A 17,805-nucleotide genomic window follows, 5' to 3' on the forward strand; every position below is an offset into this window, starting at 1 on the left:
CCGACCAAACGGGCCGGTACGCGTGCACTCAAGAAGGCGGCATCACGCAGAATTCCACACACCGGAACTCGAATTGCCCCCGAACCGGTAACGTGTCCCCTACGCTTCCGAATCGTCTCAACATAGCTTCGCGATGAATCGTGCAAAAGGGTGCTTATGGCTGTGCTTTGCGGGCAAAGTGTTAAGGAAGGCCTTGACCCGGAACGAAGCAGCAACCCCAAATTCGAACGGCGACGGTCAATTAGCGCTCTTTTGCTGAACGATCGGAGCGCTGCAGCCGCCTGTTCAAACAAAAACCCTCCCCCAAAAGGGGAGGGTCGGGATCATTCCGGAAATGCCGATCCGCAGGGGATCAGAACTCGGACCAGTCTTCCTTGATCGCCGCATTGCCGTGGGTGAGATAGGCCGCAGCGGCCTTGGCCTTCTGCTGCAGAGCACGGACGGGGCTCTGCCTTTCTGCCAGCGCCGAGCGCACAGGCGCCTCGTGGCGGGCAGCGCGATTGGCATCGAGGGTGAACACGTCGACCACCATGTCGAGTTCGCTCGCCTGCGCCTCGGTTTGCTCGATGGAGGCGTTGACCTCCTCGACCAGGGCCGCATTGTGCTGGGTCATCTCGTCCATCTGACGCACGGCGGTGTTGACCTCGTCGATCGAGGAGGCCTGTTCGCGGCTGGCGCGGGCGATTTCGTCAAGCAGGCTGGTATTGGCGCGCAGGGATTCCAGCATGCTGGCAAGCTTGCCGGACGCCGAGGCAACGAGCCGCGAGCCGCTGTCGACTTCGCGCACGCTCTGTTCGATCAGGCCCTTGATTTCGGAAGAGGCTTCCGCCGAGGACTGGGCAAGGCGCCGCACTTCGACGGCCACCACGGCAAAACCCTTGCCGGCTTCACCGGCGCGCGCCGCTTCCACCGAGGCGTTGAGCGCCAGGAGATTGGTCTGGAAGGCGATGTCGTCGATCATGCCGATGATGTTGGAGATCTTTGCCGAGCTCTCGGTGATGCGCTCCATGGCGGTGTTGGCCTGGGCCATCACTTCGCCGCCCTCTTCGGCCGAATGCGACACGGCCTGCGCCTTTTCGCTGGCATCGGCGGCCTTGCGGGCGTTTTCGCCCACGGTCTGGGCCAGCTGTTCCATGGAGGCGGAGGTTTCCTCGATGGTCGCCGCCTGGCGCGTGGTCCGCTCGGACAAGTCGTTGGTGCCCGAGAGGATTTCGCGTGTCGCCGATTTCAGCGCACCCGAAGTGCCCCGCAGCTGGGTGACGATCTCGGTCAGCTTGTCGGCCACCGCATTGGTGTCGGACTGGAGGCGCGCGAAGGCGCCGCGATAATCGCCGGTCATGCGGCGGGTCAAATCGGTATTGGCCAGCGCGCCCAATACGTCCTGGGTTTCCGAGACGCCGCGATCGACGCTCTCGACGAGATTGTTGACCGATTTGGCCAGCGCGTTGAGTTCGGCATCGGGGAATTCAGCCGAGACGCGACGGGAGAAATCGCCATCGACGGCCGCATCCACCACCTGGCCGAAGGCCTGCTGGAGTTCGGCCATCATGTCCTGGCGGGCTTCCTGGTCGGTGATGATGCGCGCCGCTTCGGCCTCTGTCATCTGAGCGACCTTGAGCCCGTTTTCGCGGAACACTTCCACGGCACGCGCCATGGCGCCGATTTCATCACTGCGCTGAAGCCCGTCGACGGAGATGTCGAAACGGCCCTCGGTCAATTCGTCCATCTGCGCCCGCAGGCGATTGAGAGGACGGGTCAGGCTCTGCGCCAGGAACCAGCCGGCGACCAGGACGGTCAGAATGATGCCGGAGGCCGCCAGGGCGATGTCCCTCACATTGCCCCAGTACAGCGCCTCGATGTCCGTCTGCAGGACGCCCGTGCCGACGGCCCAGCTCCAGGGCGCAAAATTCTGCACATAGGTCAGCTTGTCGACTTCCTTGGCGTCGGCATCGGCCCCGGTAAAGCCGAAGGTGGTGAAGATCGACCCATTGAGCCGCGCGCCATCGGTATATTCCTCGATGAACCGCTTGCCGCGCGAGTCGACGCGGTCCCGCATATTTGTGCCGACGACGGCCGGATTAGTGTTGGCCAGCATCACGTAGTCATGGCTCACCACGAAGAGATAATCATCGACGGAGTACCGCATGGCGCCGATGGCACGGACGGCCTCGGCCTGGGCCTGCTGCAGCGTCATCTCTCCAGCTTGGACCCGCGCGTCATAGACCGAGAGAAGCGAGATGCCTGCCTCGACCACGCTCTTGATTTCCATCTGCTTGAGATCGACCAGGCTTTGCCGGGTGTGGGAGAGCTGGAAGGAGACGACGCCGATGAAGCCGACAACGAACAGGGCGAGCAATAGATACATTCGGCGAGATATGCTGCCGAGGAGGGACACAAACATGAGGCTACTCAAAGGGGGTAGGAGAACACAGAACCAACCCATGCCAAGTCCGCCTTAAGATTCGCCTAACCAGTCGACCACTTCCTTTTCCGCTTGCCGAAATCGACTTGCCAAACAGAAAAGCCCGCCGAAGCGGGCCTTTCAATTCGTGCTGAAAAAGCGATCAGTAGCGGTATTCGCCGGATTTGAACGGGCCGTTCTGCGGCACGCCGATATAGTCGGCCTGGGTCTTGGTCAGCTTGGTCAGCTTGGCGCCGAGCTTGGCCAGATGCAGTTCCGCGACCTTTTCGTCGAGGTGCTTGGGCAGGACGTGAACCTTCTTTTCGAGGCTCTCGCCCTTGGTCCAGAGCTCGATCTGGGCCAGCGTCTGGTTGGCAAAGGATGCCGACATGACAAAGCTCGGGTGGCCGGTGGCATTGCCCAGGTTCACGAGGCGCCCTTCGGAGAGCAGGATCAGGCGCTTGCCATTGGGCTGCTCGATCATGTCGACCTGCGGCTTGATATTGGTCCACTTGAAGTTGCGCAGACCGAGCACGTCGATCTCATTGTCGAAATGGCCGATATTGCAGACGATGGCCATGTCCTTGAGATTGCGCATGTCGTCGACCATCAGCACGTCACGATTGCCGGTGGCGGTGACGACGATATCGGCGCGATGGGCAGCCTCCTCGAGGGTCACCACCTCAAAGCCTTCCATGGCGGCCTGAAGCGCGCAGATCGGATCGACTTCGGTGACCAGCACGCGGGCGCCGGCGCCACGCAGGGATTCAGCCGAGCCCTTGCCCACGTCACCGAAGCCGCAGACGATGGCGACCTTGCCGGCCAGCATGACGTCGGTGCCGCGACGGATGGCGTCGACAAGGGATTCACGGGTGCCGTACTTGTTGTCGAACTTGGACTTGGTGACCGAGTCATTGACGTTGATCGCCGGGAACGGCAGTTCGCCCTTGGCGTGCAGCTGATAGAGGCGCATCACGCCCGTGGTGGTTTCTTCCGAAACGCCGCGGATGGCATCGCGGATGGCGGTGAAGAAGCCGGGGCTCTTTTCAAGGCGGCGCTTGATCGTGGCAAAGAAGATTTCCTCTTCCTCATTGCCCGGCTTGGCCAGAACGGAGATGTCCTTTTCGGCCTTGGCGCCGTTGAGGATGTACATGGTGGCGTCGCCGCCATCATCGAGGATCATGTTGGGGGTCAGGCCATTGCCCCAGTCCATCATGCGATCGGTAAATTCCCAATATTCTTCCAGCGTCTCGCCCTTGTGCGCAAACACCGGGATGCCGGCGGCGGCGATGGCGGCGGCGGCATGGTCCTGGGTCGAGAAGATGTTGCAGCTGACCCAGCGCACTTCGGCGCCCAGCGCCACCAGCGTCTCGATCAGGACCGCGGTCTGGATGGTCATGTGCAGCGAGCCGGCGATGCGCGCGCCCTTGAGCGGCTGGGCAGCGGCGTATTCTTCACGGATCGCCATCAGGCCGGGCATTTCGATTTCGGCGATCTGGATTTCCTTGCGGCCGAAATCGGCGAGGGAAATGTCCTTGACCGCATAATCGGTCGGGCGGCTGGTCATGGGTCTGCTCCGGAGGGTTTTCTCGTTTCCTCTCCTATACGCAAGCAGGTGCCACCGATCAACAATCCATATAAAGAAATGTTTATATCCTATGAACGGCGCGGATAGGCGTAGCGCCTCCGTCGAAATGGCAGCGTGAAGAAGCGCACCAAACCCGAGAGCACGAGATAGCCGAGGATGAAGCCGCCGCCGGCATAAAGAATGCCCTCCATCGTCACTGGTACAGCGGGTCGGAAATTGTCCAGCGTGCGCCGGCCAATATCCGTGTCGAGATAGGCCGGGAGCGCCTGCAACCGCTCCACCGGACCGGCGTTTTCAATGCGCTCGAGGGTGGCGCGCAGCATGTCATAGCGCTGGAAGGTGGCGGTCATGGAGCTGCCGCGGCCAGAGAGGAATTCGTCGTTCGAGGCATTGTAGCGCGCCAGCGCCGTCTGCCGGTCGAGGCCACCCGCAATCGCCGCCTGGTCGAATTCCTCGGTGACGATGCGCAACTCGTCCACCGCCCCGCCGAGGCGCTGGGTGTATTGTTGGGCATATTCGGGAAACTGGCTCATGGTCAGCGCCAGCCCAAGGCCGCCAATGCCGGCTAAAAATCGTCGCATGCTCTGCCTCCAGGCCCGCAGAAACACAGATTGTCATGTCTTTTCAAGGGCGGACAGTCCTTTCTAGGGCGGGAAGCGCCGGCTGCGGTGCTGACGCAGCCACCGGGCTGTGGCGGGTCTTGATCCAGTGGAAGGGCCGAAAGGCGAGGTCCCGGAGGGCGCGAAGGGTCGCCCAGGCGATCAGGAGCCAATAGAACGGCAGCAATAATTGCGCCGGGATCAACGCGCCCTGGCCCGTGCGGCGCAGACCGACAATGGCGGTGGCGATGGCAACGCCATAGCCCAGTGCCATGACGACGACGCAGCTCAGCGCCCAAAGTCCGATGCGCGGCAGGCCGATGCCGCCGAAAGCCATCTGGAAAAGGCAGATCGCCAGAAAGCCTGTGTGTAGAAGCGGGCCGAGCACCATGCTGGCGACGATGATCTCGAAGGCAAGCAGGCGGCGCCAGCCCAGATCGGCCAGCAGGGCGCGGGGATGGCGATTGTGGACGAGAAAGGTCTGCATCCACCCCTTCATCCAGCGGGCGCGCTGGCCCACCCAACCGGGCAAGGTCTCGGGCGCATCCTCCCAGGTCACTGCTGTGCTGGTGCCGCAGGCGAGGCGCCGCCGCGCCAATCGCACCCCCAGATCGGCGTCTTCGGTAACATTATAGGCGTCCCAGCCACCAATGGCGCGCAGGCTCGACAGTCGGAAATGATTGGAGGTGCCGCCCAGGGGCATGACCACGCCCCAATGAGCCAGTGCCGGCAGGAAAACCGAGAAGAGCCCGGCATATTCCCCCGCAAAGAGCGCCGGAAACACCCCTTTCCTGCCATTGGCGATGACCAGCCGCGCCTGGATGCAATGCAAATTCGGCGCCCGGCGAAAATGGCGCAGCACGCGTCGCAACTGGTCCGGTTCCGGCCGGTCCTCGGCGTCGAACACCACGACGAACTCCCCCCGGCAGAAAGGCAGGGCGAAGTCGAGCGCCTTGGGCTTGGTCAGCGGCAGTGCATGGGGCACTTCAAGCAGGCAAAAGCGCGGATTGTTGAGCTTGCGGGTGACGGCGGCGATCGTTTCGGGGGAGCGTTCCTCGACCACGAAGATGATGTCGAGGCGATGGGCGGGATAGTCCAGCTGATTGAGGGCGGCGCAAAGCTGGTCGATCATCTCGGCCTCGTCGCGCAGCGGCCCCAGCACGGAATAGATGGGCATATCGAAGGGCTGCTCGTCCGGCACGACGTCCGGGGGCGCGGCGCGCTCGGGCACCAGCAATGCCGCCAATCGCACCAGAGTGGGCACCAGCATCACCGGCATCCAGACCAGGATCGGCCAGGCCGCATCGATGAACGGCAAGGCCAGAAGGCCGGCGACGACCAAGAGCAGCGCAATCGCAAAGCCCAGACGCACGGCCTTGCCCAGTTCCAGCTGAGCCACGGCACGCGGCCAGTGGCGGGTCAGGTTCTGCCGCGCCTGGGTGATCAGCATGTCACTGGCAGCCCGGGCGAGATATTGCTTCATCGCCGCATGGGGCACGATGCAGACCCGCCGGAACAGGGTGGGATCGCCCAGGGCGGCCAGATGCAGCGTCAGCAGGCCGAAAAAGCCGGGTGCAGCATAAGTCACCAGCCTGTCGATCGTGCGCACCCGGACGACCCTTATATCGGCCAGCAGCTCCGGCCGGGCCGGGGACATGGGATCGCCCGTGTCCGAGATCACGTCGAAAAAGGCAAAGCCCAGGAAACTGGCGGCGCGGCGCATGACCACGTCGATGCCTAGGGCGCGCGTCACCGCGGCGTGGATCAGCGGGTCGGCGCCGACTGTCTGGGCTTCGGCCAGCAGCTGACCCGCGTCCCTCTCATCCGAGCCGGGTCCCAATATGGCCTGCATGAGCTGGGACGCCGACACCATCGCAGGGCGCCTAGGAGAAATTGCCGGGCCGGCGAGACATATCCGGGGCACCGGACGCGGCGCGGCGGAGTGACTCACTCAGCCCGCAGGCCCGCTGCACATTGTTCAGTGCCGCCTGGTCAACGGCAATCCAGGCCGCCACGCTGGGGCATCCGTCGAGCACCAGTGGCGCTCCGAGCGGGGTGATCCGCCAGCCCACCGAGGTGCAGTTCTGGATCAGGGTCAGGGGCAGGACAAAGGTGAGGAAGCGATACCCTTCTTTGAGGGCATGCTCCATCACCGCGCAGAAAAGGGCTGCAGACTCCGGCGTGCGCCGCTCATCTTCGCGTCGATCGGAAAGCACGTAAAAATGTGTCCAATCGGCCCCAAGCGAAGGATGGTCGGGGAGGTCTCCATGCACGAGCCCGGAATAGGCTGTCTGCAGCAAGTTTGGTCGATCAAGAGGGGTCAGGCGGGATCCCCCCACCAATGCGCCCCCCTCGATAATGAGGATATGAACAGCGTCGGGAGTATCGAATTCATCGACGCCCCGCCTGTCCAGCGTGTTGACTGCCTGGTTGTCGTCACGGTCCAGACGGACCCGATGACGCAGGCGAAAATTCTCTTCGAGCAGGTCTTGTCGTTCAGGATCCGCTGGCATGCGGATAATCTCGACCTGCATAGCACTGCCCTCTGCACCGCTCGCCTATTAGCCACAGGCTAGCACGGATAGGAAATCGGCAGAAATCCCAATATCGAAAGCGCTTTGAGATTGGAAGGGCTCACAATGTGATGAGGTTTCGCCGCATCGCCTCGACGACTGTGTGCAGGCGGTTGCGCGTGCCCAGTCGTCGCTGCGCATTTTCGCAGTGCTGGTTGACGGTGCGAACGGTGGTCCCGGTAATTTCAGCGATTTCCCCCGCGGTCTTGCCCATGGCGGCCCATTTCAACACCTCCGCCTCGCGCGGCGTTATGGTGCGCCGGGTCGTGTCCTCGGCGGAAAACGTACTGACAAAGCGCAATTGCCCCAGCGTATAGAGCGAGAGCATCTGCAATTCGAGACGTTCGGTGATCTGGAGCCTGGTCGGGTCCCCAACCAGCGAGAAGATGCCCTGCATGCCGTTTTCGAGGTGGAGCGGCACGCATATGCCGTTCGTCATGCCGAAATCCCGCGCTTCGTCCAGCATCTGGCGCGCGGCCGCGTTGTTCTCCCGGTCGTATGGGGCAGCAGCCCAGTCAAAGGGAAGGCTGGTGGTAAAGCAATGCCGCACCATTGGATCGACCTTGAGATAGTCACGCTCGGAATAGCGCGCGAACCATTCTTCGTCCCAGCGCGACAGCACCACGAATTTTCGAATGTCCTTGGACTTGTCCGGCAGTCCCGAGATGATGAAGCGGTCAAAACCATAGCGATCGAGAGCGCCCTCGAGCACCGAGCGCACACCATCAGTCGAATCCTGGCGCTGCAAGGCCTCGATGCTTGCCATTAGGTCAGGATTCAAGTCGCTACAGCCCCAAGATCAACAAAAGTCAATTTTGACGACCCTCGAAGAAAATAACAAGCAGGTAAAGCGGGACGGTATTCACAATCTGTGCACAGTCGGCGTTTTTATGTCTGACGAGGCATGATTTTTACAAAATACTCCCCAACCAAGGCGACCCAACCGCCTGATAGGGCTTTAGAATCGTATATTTGCGCGCCCTTATCGCGGCGTTCAGCCTGGACGACTGCCCAAATGAAAGCGGCGCGGCAGGAAGATGATCCCTACCGCGCCGCTGGCGTCAGTGCATTAACATGGCTTTATCAGCTTCAGCCCCCGATACCGGGAGCCGCCGGGATCAATTCTTGACGTTGAAGTGGTGCGGATTGAACCGATAGGCGGTCGAGCAGAACTCGCAGACCACTTCGATTTCTCCGTTCACGGCCATGTCGTCGCGTTCTTCGTCCGAGAAGCTGTTGGCCAGCATGTCTTCGATGCGGTCCACCGAACAATTGCACCGCTCTTCAAGGCCGGCCGGCGGAAACACCCGCACGCCGGTCTCGTGATAGAGCCGGAACAGCAACCGCTCCGGGGAGATTTCCGGGTCGGCCAATTCCAGATCCTCGACCGTCGCCAGCATGGCGCGGGCTTCGTTCCAGCCATCGGCTTCCTCGAAATCGGGGTCGGCCATGTCCGGATTGTCGAAATTGCCATCGCCGGGGAGATCGGCCATCACCGCAGCACCGCCCTGGGGCAGATGCTGGATCAATAGCCCGCCGGCACGCCAGCGGGGGCGATGGTCGCCCTTGGTGGTCATCTGCGCCACGGCGATCCGCACCTGGGTGGGGATCTGCTCGGACTGGAGGAAATAAGTATGCGCCACTTCTTCGAAGGACTTGCCGTCCAGCGCCACGATGCCCTGGTAGCGCTCGGTGTGCGGACCCTGGTCGATGGTCATGGCCAGATGCCCCTTGCCCATCAGCTCGGGCGCACTGGTCCGGCCCTCTTCGGCAGCCTTGAGCAGCAGTTCCTGGTCGAAGCGTGCATAGCCGCGAATGCCATCGGGGGCGGCAAAATCCACCACGATCAGATTGACCGGCCCATCGGTCTGGGTCTGGAGGATGAAGCGGCCGTCAAATTTCAGCGAGGAGCCGATCAGCGAGGCCAGAACCACGGCTTCGCCCAGGAGGCGCGCCACGGGAACGGGGTAGTCGTGACGCGACAGGATTGTGTCGAGTGCCGGCCCGAGGCGCACCGAGCGGCCGCGGGTATCGAGCTTTTCAAGCGTAAAGGGCACCACGGCGTCATCGCCGGTTTCCGGGCGATCCAGGCCCATGGCGCTGAGCAGGTTTTCGGTCATGGTCGTGGCTTCCGTCGTCATAAGCGGCAAGTCTTTCCTTGAGGCTACGCCTCCCCGTCGCAACGCGCTACCCAACCTTCCCCTGCCCTTCCCGCTTGCGGCGGGGAAAATCTCTTCATCAAAGAAGAGATCCCCGCTTTCGCGGGGATGATAGAGGTTCAGCCAGGAGCGACGGCGCTTTCGCGAAGCGCCTAGTTCGTCGCGACCCCGAAGGCCCAGCACAATACGGCTTTCTGGGCGTGCAGGCGATTTTCGGCCTCGTCGAACACAACCGACTGGGGACCATCGATCACTTCGTCGGTCACCTCATCGCCCCGATGGGCGGGCAGGCAGTGCATGAACAGGGCGTCTTTATTCGCCAAGGCCATCAAATTGGTGTTCACCTGATAGGGTTTCAAGACCCGGCGGCGCTCGGCGGCATCGACGTCGCCCATCGACACCCAGGTATCGGTAATGACGAGGTCGGCACCCTCGACGGCCTCGCGCGGATCTTCGATCAGCCGCACCTTGTCGCCGGCCCGCCGGATGTCCTGCATGAGGTCCTTTTCCGGGCTGTATTCGTCTGGAACCGCGATGGTGAGTTCGCACTCGAAGAGCTCGGCCGCATTCACCCAGGAATGCAGCACATTGTTGCTGTCCCCGACCCAGGCGACCTTGGCGCCACGGATATCGCCGCGACGTTCTTCAAAGGTCATGAGGTCGGCCATGATCTGGCAGGGATGGGCGCGGCGGGTCAGCCCGTTGATCACCGGTACGGTTGCGGCCTCGGCCAGTTCGAGCAGATCGGCGTGGCTGAGGATACGGATCATGATGGCATCGACATAGCGGCTCATCACCTTGGCGGTGTCGGCGAGGGTTTCCTCGCGGCTGAGCTGCATTTCCTGGCCCGAGAGCATCAGGGTCTGGCCGCCGAGCTGGCGCATGCCGACATCGAAACTGACGCGGGTGCGCGTAGACTGGCGCTCGAAGATCATCGCCAGCACTTTATCCTTGAGCAGCTGCGGGCGGTCGCCGTCCTTGAGGCGCTCTTTCAGGGCATAGGCCTGGTTGAGCATGCCGCGCAGTTCGTCGTAGGAAAAATCGTCGATAGAAAGAAAATGCCTGGGGGTGCCGGTCGTGTTCATGGGCCGGGTTCCTTTTTGACGCTTTGTGCAAGGGTGTAGCTGTGCCGCCTGTATGGTTTACAGGCGGCTAACGAAACATGTCAGCGTCCTCGGCGGCGGCCAAAATGATAAAAGGTCAGGATCATCAGGTGGCCGATGGCGTCGCCGCGGTTTCCGCCTCGATGGCATCAAAAGCGGCACCGAGCTTGGCCATGGCCTCCTCGATATCGGCTTCGGTGACGATCAGGGGCGGCAGGAGGCGCAGCACATTGTCGCCGGCGCCGATTGCCAGCATCTGATGGTCGTCGCGCAGCCGGCCGACGAAATCGCGCACCGGCGGAGTGATCTTGATGCCAGCGAGCAGGCCCTTGCCACGCAATTCGAGCACATAGTCGGGGTATTTCTGCGCCAGCTGGCCCAGATGCCAGGCCAGGCGCTGGCCCAACGTGTTGACATGGTCGAGGAAGCCGGGCGCCAGGATGCGGTCGAGCACGGCATTGCCGACGGCGCAGGCCATCGGGTTGCCGCCATAGGTCGAACCATGCGTGCCCGGAACCATGGAGGCCGCGACTTCTTCCTTCGCGAGGCATGCGCCCAGCGGGAAACCGCCGCCAATGGCCTTGGCCACGGCTACGATATCGGGGGTGACGCCGGCCCATTCATGAGCAAAGAAGCGCCCGGTCCGGCCGAAGCCACATTGCACTTCGTCAAAGATCAGCACGAGATCGTTGTCGTCGCAAATCTGGCGCAGGCCCTGGAGGAAGTCATTGCTCATGGCGGTCACCCCGCCCTCGCCCTGCACGGGCTCGATGAGAATGGCACAGGTCTGAGGGCCGACGAGGGCCTTTACCGCCTCGAGATCGCCCGGCGCGGTATGCTTGAAGCCCGGCACCGGAGGCCCAAAGCCCTCGAGATAGCTCGGATTGCCGCCTGCAGCGATCGTGCCCAGCGTCCGGCCATGGAAGGAGCCGGTAAAGGCAATGATCTCGTAGCGGTCCGGCTGGCCCTTGGAATAAGCGTAGTGCCGCGCCGTCTTGATGGCGCATTCGATGGCCTCGGCGCCCGAATTGGTGAAAAACACCTTGTCGGCGAAGGTCGCATCGACCAGCCGCTGGCCCAGCCGTTCCTGCTCGGGAATGGAGAAGACGTTGGAGGTATGCCAGACCTTGTCGGCGGCGGCCTTGAGCGCGCTCACCAGATGCGGATCGCCATGGCCCAGCGCGTTGACCGCGATGCCGGAATGGAAATCGAGATATTCTCGCCCCTGCTGGTCAAAAAGGCGCATGCCCTCGCCCCGCTCAAAGGCGAGTTCAGACCGGGCGTATGTGCCATAGAGCGCAGACATGGAGCGTTTCCTTTTCTCAATCGTTTTCGCGCCGGACGCCCAAAAGGCGCCCACCGTGGCAAAGCTGCCACAAAAACCAAAAACGCGCCGGTTTGGAAGCGCGTTTGGCCACGAGAATTAGGCGAATTTCGACCGACAAGTCAACGCATTCGCGCCAAGTCCCTGATTTGACTCAATGATTGTTAAGGCGATTTTAACCAATGAATAAACGGGGAAATTGGCCCCCGACTCTTGATCCCGATTCCACCGATGTCGTAGTCTCAGTGCTGTCGGGGGACACGATATTTCGTGCGGCGGACCCGCTCAGCATACGAGCTGTAGAGTCGTAAAGGCTGCCAAGCCCACTTTGGCGGCACAATAGAGGATTCTATTTTGACAATGGTATCAGGAACACAGCCGGCTGGCTGGACCGATGATCGCGTCGAGCTTTTGAAAAAGCTCTGGATGGAAGGCCTCAGCGCCAGCCAGATCGCAGGCGAACTGGGCGAAGGCGTCACCCGCAATGCCGTTATCGGCAAGGTTCACCGCCTCAAGCTGTCGGCGCGCGCCAAGCCGACCAACACCACTCCCCGGGCACGGCCCGCAGCGCGTCCCGCGCCGCGCCGCCCGGCAAGCCCTTCGGTCTCGACCGGTGCAAGCCCGATGGCCTCGGCCGTCAAGCCGCGCCCGCAGACGACGATTTCCCGGCCTCAGGTCATGGGTGCGACGGCCCTCGCCATCAGCCCCCAGATCGAGACCGAAATGTATGTGGCTCCTGCCGCAGCCGAATTGTTCATCCCCGAGCACAAGCGCCTGTCGCTGCTTCAGCTGAACGAGCACACCTGCAAATGGCCGATCGGCGATCCGCTGACCAAGGATTTCTATTTCTGCGGCCAGCATAGCCTGGAAACCGGCCCCTATTGCGAATTCCACTCGCGCCGCGCCTATCACCAGCTCGATAAGCGCAAGCGCTGATTTCTGCCGATCGGAATGATGAAGGGCGCCGCGGGCGCCCTTTTCTTTGTCCGGTGCAACCGGGCGAGGCGGGACGGACGAAGCCGCGCTATCGTTAAGGGACGCAGACGAAAAAAATGCCCCCGAACACAATTCAGGGGCATCTCACGAAATCACTGCCACGCCTTCTGACCGCGGGCGATGTCACCCGGCGGTGGAGGCCGCCAGCGCCGCCTTGGGGTCGCGCCCCACCACCACTGGCAGACCATGGCGTTCAGCCAGAACATAGCGACCCAGATGGGTCAGCCGTAGCCCCCAGGGGGTGATTTCACCGAGCTTGTAGTAGCAAAGCGAACGCTGGATCACCCATTCGACATGGCGCTGCGGTTCGGCGGTCATCGCCAGCATGACCAATTGTTCCTGCATTCTGAGCTGGTTCCAGTTGACCCGCTCGGCCTTGCGAAAAAACTCCATGGCCATGCCTCCGCACCAATTCCTGTTTCCCCATCAACGGGCTGGGCGGGCCAGAGGTTGCCCGCTCCGCGCGCATTTCTCCCCCGGTGGAAGTCCTGTCTGCGCAAAAAGGAGGTACCGCTTTTGTTCCTGAGCCATTAGAGTTGCGCCCGCACCAAAAGGGGAATCGTCATGCATCTGCTGCTCGTTGATGGCTCGGGTTATATTTTCCGCGCCTTCCACGCCCTGCCGCCGCTCAACCGCAAGTCCGACGGACTGCCGGTGGGCTGTGTCCAGGGGTTCTGCAATATGCTGTTCAAGCTGACCCAGGACATGGATGGCGACGACGCCCCCACCCACATGGCCGTCATCTTCGACGCCAAGGGCAAGACGTTCCGCGACGATATCTATCCCCAATACAAGGCCCAGCGCCCGCCTGCGCCCGAAGAGCTGGTGCCGCAATTCCCCCTCACCCGTTCGGCGACGCGCGCCTTTTCCATCCCCTCCATCGAAATGGAGGGCTGGGAGGCCGACGACATCATGGCGACCTATGCGGTGATGGCCCGCAAGGCGGGGATGAAGGTCACCATAGCCTCCTCGGACAAGGATTTGATGCAGCTCGTCGAGCCCGATGGCTCGATCCGCCTGCTCGATACCATCCCCCGCCCCGGCCAGCCGCCGCTGCGCTGGATCGGACCCGATGAAGTCTTCACCAAATTCGGCGTCACCCCGGACAAGGTGATCGACGTGCAGGCGCTTTGCGGGGACAGCGTCGACAACGTTCCCGGCGTGCCCGGCATCGGCGTCAAGACCGCCGCCGAACTCATCAATATCTATGGCAATCTCGAAACGCTGCTCGAGCGCGCGTCCGAGATCAAGCAGAATGCCCGCCGCGAAAAGCTCATCGCCAATGCCGAGCTCGCCCGCGTCTCGAAGCGCCTGGTGACGCTTGAACAGGCCGTGCCGGTCGAGATCGACCTCGATGGCCTCGTGCGCCAACCCATCAGCCCCTCGACCCTGTTTCCATTCCTAAAAGCGATGGAATTTGCCACGATCACGAAACGCCTGGCGGGCCTGCTCGAAGCCAATCCCGATGATTTCGAGGCCGATCCCGAGCTGCGCGCCGGTGGCGCGTCAGCCCCTGCCTCGCTCAAATCCACCACGCTGTCGGTCGCCAAGGCCAAGCTTGCCGCCAATATCGTGCCCGGGACCGGCCCTGCCCGTTTCGCCGCCGAGGAGCATGCCCGCATAAAGGCCATCCCGGTCGCTTACGACGCCTACGAGACCATCACCACACCGGAACAATTGGCGGCCTGGGTCGAAAAGATCATCGATGTCGGCCATGTCGCCATCGACACCGAAACCACCGGGCTCGATCCGCAATCGGCCGATCTCGTCGGCATCTGCCTGTCCACCCGGATCGGCGAAGGCGCCTATATCCCGGTCGGCCACGCCAAGGCAGGCGATCTCCTCTCCGGTGGCGGCCTTGTGGAGGGGCAATTGCCGATCCGCGAGGTGCTGGACGCGCTCAAGCCCGTGCTTGAGGCGCGCTCCATCCTCAAGATCGGCCAGAACGTCAAATATGACATGGAAATCTTCGTCCGCTACGGCATCGCCATGGCGCCGATCGACGACACCATGCTCATCTCCTATGCCCTTGATGGCCCGCGCTATAATGGCCTCGACGTGCTTGCCGACCATTGGCTCGAGCACAAGACCATCAGCTTCACCGCGCTGGCCGGTACCGGCAAGGCGCAGAAAACCTTCGACCAGATCGATATTCCCGCGGCCGCCCGCTATGGCGCCGAGGATGCCGACCTGACGCTCCGCCTCTGGCATGTGCTCAAGCCCCGCCTCTCGGCCGAAAACGCCACGACGCTCTATGAGACGCTGGAGCGCCCGCTCGCGCCGGTGCTCGCCCGCATGGAAGCGCGCGGGATCACCATCGACCGGCAGATCCTGGCTCGCCTTTCGGGCGATTTCGCCCAGCGCGCCGCCGCCTTCGAGGCCGAGGCGTTCGAGTTGGCCGGTCAGAGCTTCAATCTCGGTTCGCCAAAACAGCTCGGCGAGATCCTCTTTGAAAAGATGCAGATCGAGGGCGGCAGCAAGACCAAGACCGGTGCCTGGTCAACCGGCGCCGATGTGCTCGAAGACCTCGCCCTCAAGGGCGTGCCGCTGGCGCGCACCATTGTCGATTGGCGCCAGCTGACCAAGCTCAAGGGCACCTATACCGATGCCCTGCCCACCTATATCAATCAGCGCACCGGCCGCGTGCACACCTCCTACCAGCAGGCGAGCGTCCTCACCGGCCGCCTCTCTTCCAACGAACCGAACCTTCAGAACATCCCGGTCCGCACCGCCGATGGCCGCAAAATCCGCGCCGCCTTCGTGGCCGCGCCGGGCAAAACCCTGATCTCCGCCGACTATTCCCAGATCGAATTGCGCGTTCTCGCGCATATCGCCGATATCCAGGCGCTCAAGGACGCGTTCGAGGAAGGTCTCGACATTCACGCCATGACGGCCTCGGAAATGTTCAATGTTCCGGTCAAGGACATGCCCTCCGAAGTGCGCCGCCGCGCCAAGGCCATCAATTTCGGCATTATCTACGGCATTTCCGCCTTTGGCCTCGCCAACCAGCTCGGCATCGCCCGGGGCGAGGCCGGCGATTATATCAAGACCTATTTCGAGCGTTTTCCGGGCATCAAGGACTATATGGACGCCCAGCGCACCCGCGTGAAAGCTGAGGGGTTTGTGACCACCATTTTCGGGCGGAAAATCCAGTTCCCGAACGCCAATTCGGGCAATCCGAGCGAGCGCAGCTTTGTCGAGCGCGCATCCATCAACGCCCCGATCCAGGGCTCCGCCGCCGACATCATCCGCCGCGCCATGATCCGCATGGAGCCCGAACTGGCCAAGGCCGGCATCGAGGCCGACATGCTGCTGCAGGTCCATGACGAACTGATCTTCGAAGTCCCCGAAGGCACCGAAGAGGCGGCCATCCCGGCCATCAAGAAGGTCATGGAAACGGCAGCAGAACCGGCGGTGCGGCTGAGTGTGCCGATCCAGGTTGACGCGCATGCGGCCAAGAACTGGGACGAAGCGCACTAGGCAAGCCTTTGTGCTCTCTAGGATGAGGGGATACGGCCAGTCAGCGCACCGCCTTGCGGCGCTCTAAGGAGGGCGACCTGCCAGCACCGATTATTCCACCGGCACCCTGGGCTTGACCCGCGGGCTCACCTCTCGCTGGTCGTGAGCCCAAAAAGCCCGTGTCGCCAATTCCCTCACGTGTCGCCAGCATTTGACGGGACGCTCGGCGGTTGGAATGAGAGCAGCGCGTAAAAATTGGCGGTGCGGGCACGGACATTTCATGTGCACCCACGCCGCTCGGGCGCGCCCAGACACGATCAAATAAACACCTCCCCTAAGACATTTCCCTTACAGTTACTTAACAAATATAGATCAGCTTTAATTTCCAGAATGCACTTCGTTTATTTGCGGAGGGGAAATTGAACTCCCATGCCCGAATACAACCTCTGGACGAATGCTCCGCAGTTATTTTTTCCGGCAGCGACAGCACTTTACCGTCAATGCGTGACCTTGGCACGCAATTGGGGTTCGGCCAGGTCGTCGATCAGAGCCAGCTGGCCTCGATCGCGGAGAACCGGCTGATCTATTTTCTCGTCCACGACATCATGGCCGATCCCGCCAAGACCAGGCTCCTGCAAACCATAAGGGCGCAGTCCAATCCGCTGCGTCGCTATGCGCCTGTCATCTGCATTGTCCCGAGCGGCCCACGCCACCGGATTATCGCCCTCATCGATATCGGCTTCGACGAAGTGCTGTTCCTGGTCGATGGTCGCGAGGAAATGGCGCGCAAGCTCGTCGCGCAGCTGCATCACGAACACATCTATGTGGACACGGGGAAATATTTCGGTCCGGATCGGCGTCGACTGGAATTGGTGGATCGCGGCGATCCCCGCCGCAAGCACCACGGGGCGGATGACTGCCGAAAAATCCGGGTCATGCGCGACCCGCAGTCCGGCATCACCGCCACCGACCAGCTTTAGGCCGGGTCGAACTCCACCCGGCGCGGCACTTCCACCATGCCGGCGGCAAAGCGGCGGGCATTTTTCACGTAACTTTCCGCCGAGGCGGCCAGCCTTGCGGCCGCGGCTGCGTCAAGCGTGCGCACGACTTTTGCGGGCGCCCCGACGACCAGCGAATTGTCGGGAATTTCCTTGCCTTCGGTCACCAGCGCATTTGCGCCGATCAGGCAGTTCTTGCCGATTTTTGCGCCGTTGAGCACGGTAGCGCCCATGCCGATCAGGGAATTATCGCCGATCGTACAGCCATGCAGGATGGCGCTATGGCCGATGGTGCAATTTTCTCCGATGGTCAGCGGAAAGCCCATATCGGTGTGCAGCACGCAGTTTTCCTGCACATTGGACCTGGCCCCGATGGCGATGCGCTCATTGTCGCCGCGCGCCACCACGCCGAACCAGACGCCAACCTCCGGCCCCAGCACCACATCGCCCACCAGCACCGCATTGGGAGCAACAAAGCCGACATCGGAATCGATCTCCGGGGCCACTCCGTCCAGCGCATATATCGGCATTGTCTGATCCTCCTCGTCCAGATCATTTTAGGCGCTGCAGGCGTGCAGCGGTAGAGGGCGGGCAAGCAAACGCGA

The 17,805-nt window shown here is 62.2% G+C and carries 14 protein-coding genes; 3 read left to right on the top strand and 11 right to left on the bottom strand.

Annotated features, from left to right (window positions below; translation table 11 throughout):
- Positions 1–352: 352 nt before the first annotated feature.
- From N0P34_RS19065 to N0P34_RS19105, 9 genes are all read right to left on the bottom strand, one after another.
- Positions 353–2,365 (bottom strand): methyl-accepting chemotaxis protein, encoded by a 2,013-nt coding sequence (locus N0P34_RS19065; protein WP_275604779.1) that lies wholly within the window; start codon positions 2,363–2,365, stop codon positions 353–355.
- Between the two features lie 199 nt (positions 2,366–2,564).
- The gene (gene ahcY / locus N0P34_RS19070; RefSeq protein ID WP_275604780.1) at positions 2,565–3,968 is read right to left on the bottom strand and encodes an adenosylhomocysteinase; all 1,404 of its coding nucleotides are present in this window, start codon (positions 3,966–3,968) and stop codon (positions 2,565–2,567) included.
- 89 nt (positions 3,969–4,057) lie between these two features.
- Positions 4,058–4,570, bottom strand: a complete 513-nt coding sequence (locus tag N0P34_RS19075) for a DUF2937 family protein (protein ID WP_275604781.1) — start codon at positions 4,568–4,570, stop codon at positions 4,058–4,060.
- Positions 4,571–4,613: 43 nt separating this feature from the next.
- A complete protein-coding gene (locus N0P34_RS19080; protein ID WP_275604782.1) occupies positions 4,614–6,461 on the bottom strand; it encodes a glycosyltransferase family 2 protein in 1,848 nt (615 codons plus the stop codon).
- A gap of 10 nt (positions 6,462–6,471) precedes the next feature.
- Positions 6,472–7,122, bottom strand: a complete 651-nt coding sequence (locus N0P34_RS19085) for an acyl-homoserine-lactone synthase (RefSeq protein WP_275604783.1) — start codon at positions 7,120–7,122, stop codon at positions 6,472–6,474.
- A gap of 100 nt (positions 7,123–7,222) precedes the next feature.
- Positions 7,223–7,927 carry a LuxR family transcriptional regulator gene (locus N0P34_RS19090; protein WP_275604784.1) on the bottom strand — a complete coding sequence of 235 codons (705 nt, stop codon included), beginning with the start codon at positions 7,925–7,927 and terminating at the stop codon, positions 7,223–7,225.
- 352 nt (positions 7,928–8,279) lie between these two features.
- The gene (locus N0P34_RS19095) at positions 8,280–9,302 is read right to left on the bottom strand and encodes an Hsp33 family molecular chaperone (protein WP_345774443.1); all 1,023 of its coding nucleotides are present in this window, start codon (positions 9,300–9,302) and stop codon (positions 8,280–8,282) included.
- Between the two features lie 170 nt (positions 9,303–9,472).
- Positions 9,473–10,405, bottom strand: coding sequence for an ornithine carbamoyltransferase (gene argF / locus N0P34_RS19100; protein ID WP_275604785.1), 933 nt, complete (start codon positions 10,403–10,405; stop codon positions 9,473–9,475).
- Between the two features lie 124 nt (positions 10,406–10,529).
- Entirely contained in the window at positions 10,530–11,729 is a 1,200-nt protein-coding gene (locus tag N0P34_RS19105; protein ID WP_275604786.1) for an aspartate aminotransferase family protein, read from the bottom strand.
- 378 nt (positions 11,730–12,107) lie between these two features.
- Between N0P34_RS19105 and N0P34_RS19110 the strand changes: the two genes are divergently transcribed.
- Complete coding sequence (locus N0P34_RS19110; protein ID WP_275604787.1) at positions 12,108–12,683, top strand: GcrA family cell cycle regulator; 576 nt, start codon at positions 12,108–12,110, stop codon at positions 12,681–12,683.
- A gap of 183 nt (positions 12,684–12,866) precedes the next feature.
- On the opposite strand, the gene N0P34_RS19115 is transcribed toward N0P34_RS19110, so the two are convergent.
- Positions 12,867–13,136 (bottom strand): hypothetical protein, encoded by a 270-nt coding sequence (locus N0P34_RS19115; RefSeq protein WP_275604788.1) that lies wholly within the window; start codon positions 13,134–13,136, stop codon positions 12,867–12,869.
- 171 nt (positions 13,137–13,307) lie between these two features.
- On the opposite strand from N0P34_RS19115, the gene polA reads away from it, so the two are divergent.
- Both polA and N0P34_RS19125 read left to right on the top strand, forming a co-directional pair.
- Positions 13,308–16,223, top strand: coding sequence for a DNA polymerase I (polA, locus tag N0P34_RS19120; protein WP_275604789.1), 2,916 nt, complete (start codon positions 13,308–13,310; stop codon positions 16,221–16,223).
- Positions 16,224–16,702: 479 nt separating this feature from the next.
- A complete protein-coding gene (locus tag N0P34_RS19125) occupies positions 16,703–17,182 on the top strand; it encodes a hypothetical protein (protein WP_275604790.1) in 480 nt (159 codons plus the stop codon).
- Here the strand turns inward: N0P34_RS19125 and N0P34_RS19130 are convergent.
- Positions 17,179–17,730, bottom strand: a complete 552-nt coding sequence (locus N0P34_RS19130; RefSeq protein WP_275604791.1) for a gamma carbonic anhydrase family protein — start codon at positions 17,728–17,730, stop codon at positions 17,179–17,181. The two genes, N0P34_RS19125 and N0P34_RS19130, sit on opposite strands and share 4 nt — an antisense overlap.
- Positions 17,731–17,805: the final 75 nt, after the last annotated feature.

The sequence above is a fragment of the Devosia sp. FJ2-5-3 genome (assembly GCF_029201545.1).
Classification (GTDB): domain Bacteria; phylum Pseudomonadota; class Alphaproteobacteria; order Rhizobiales; family Devosiaceae; genus Devosia.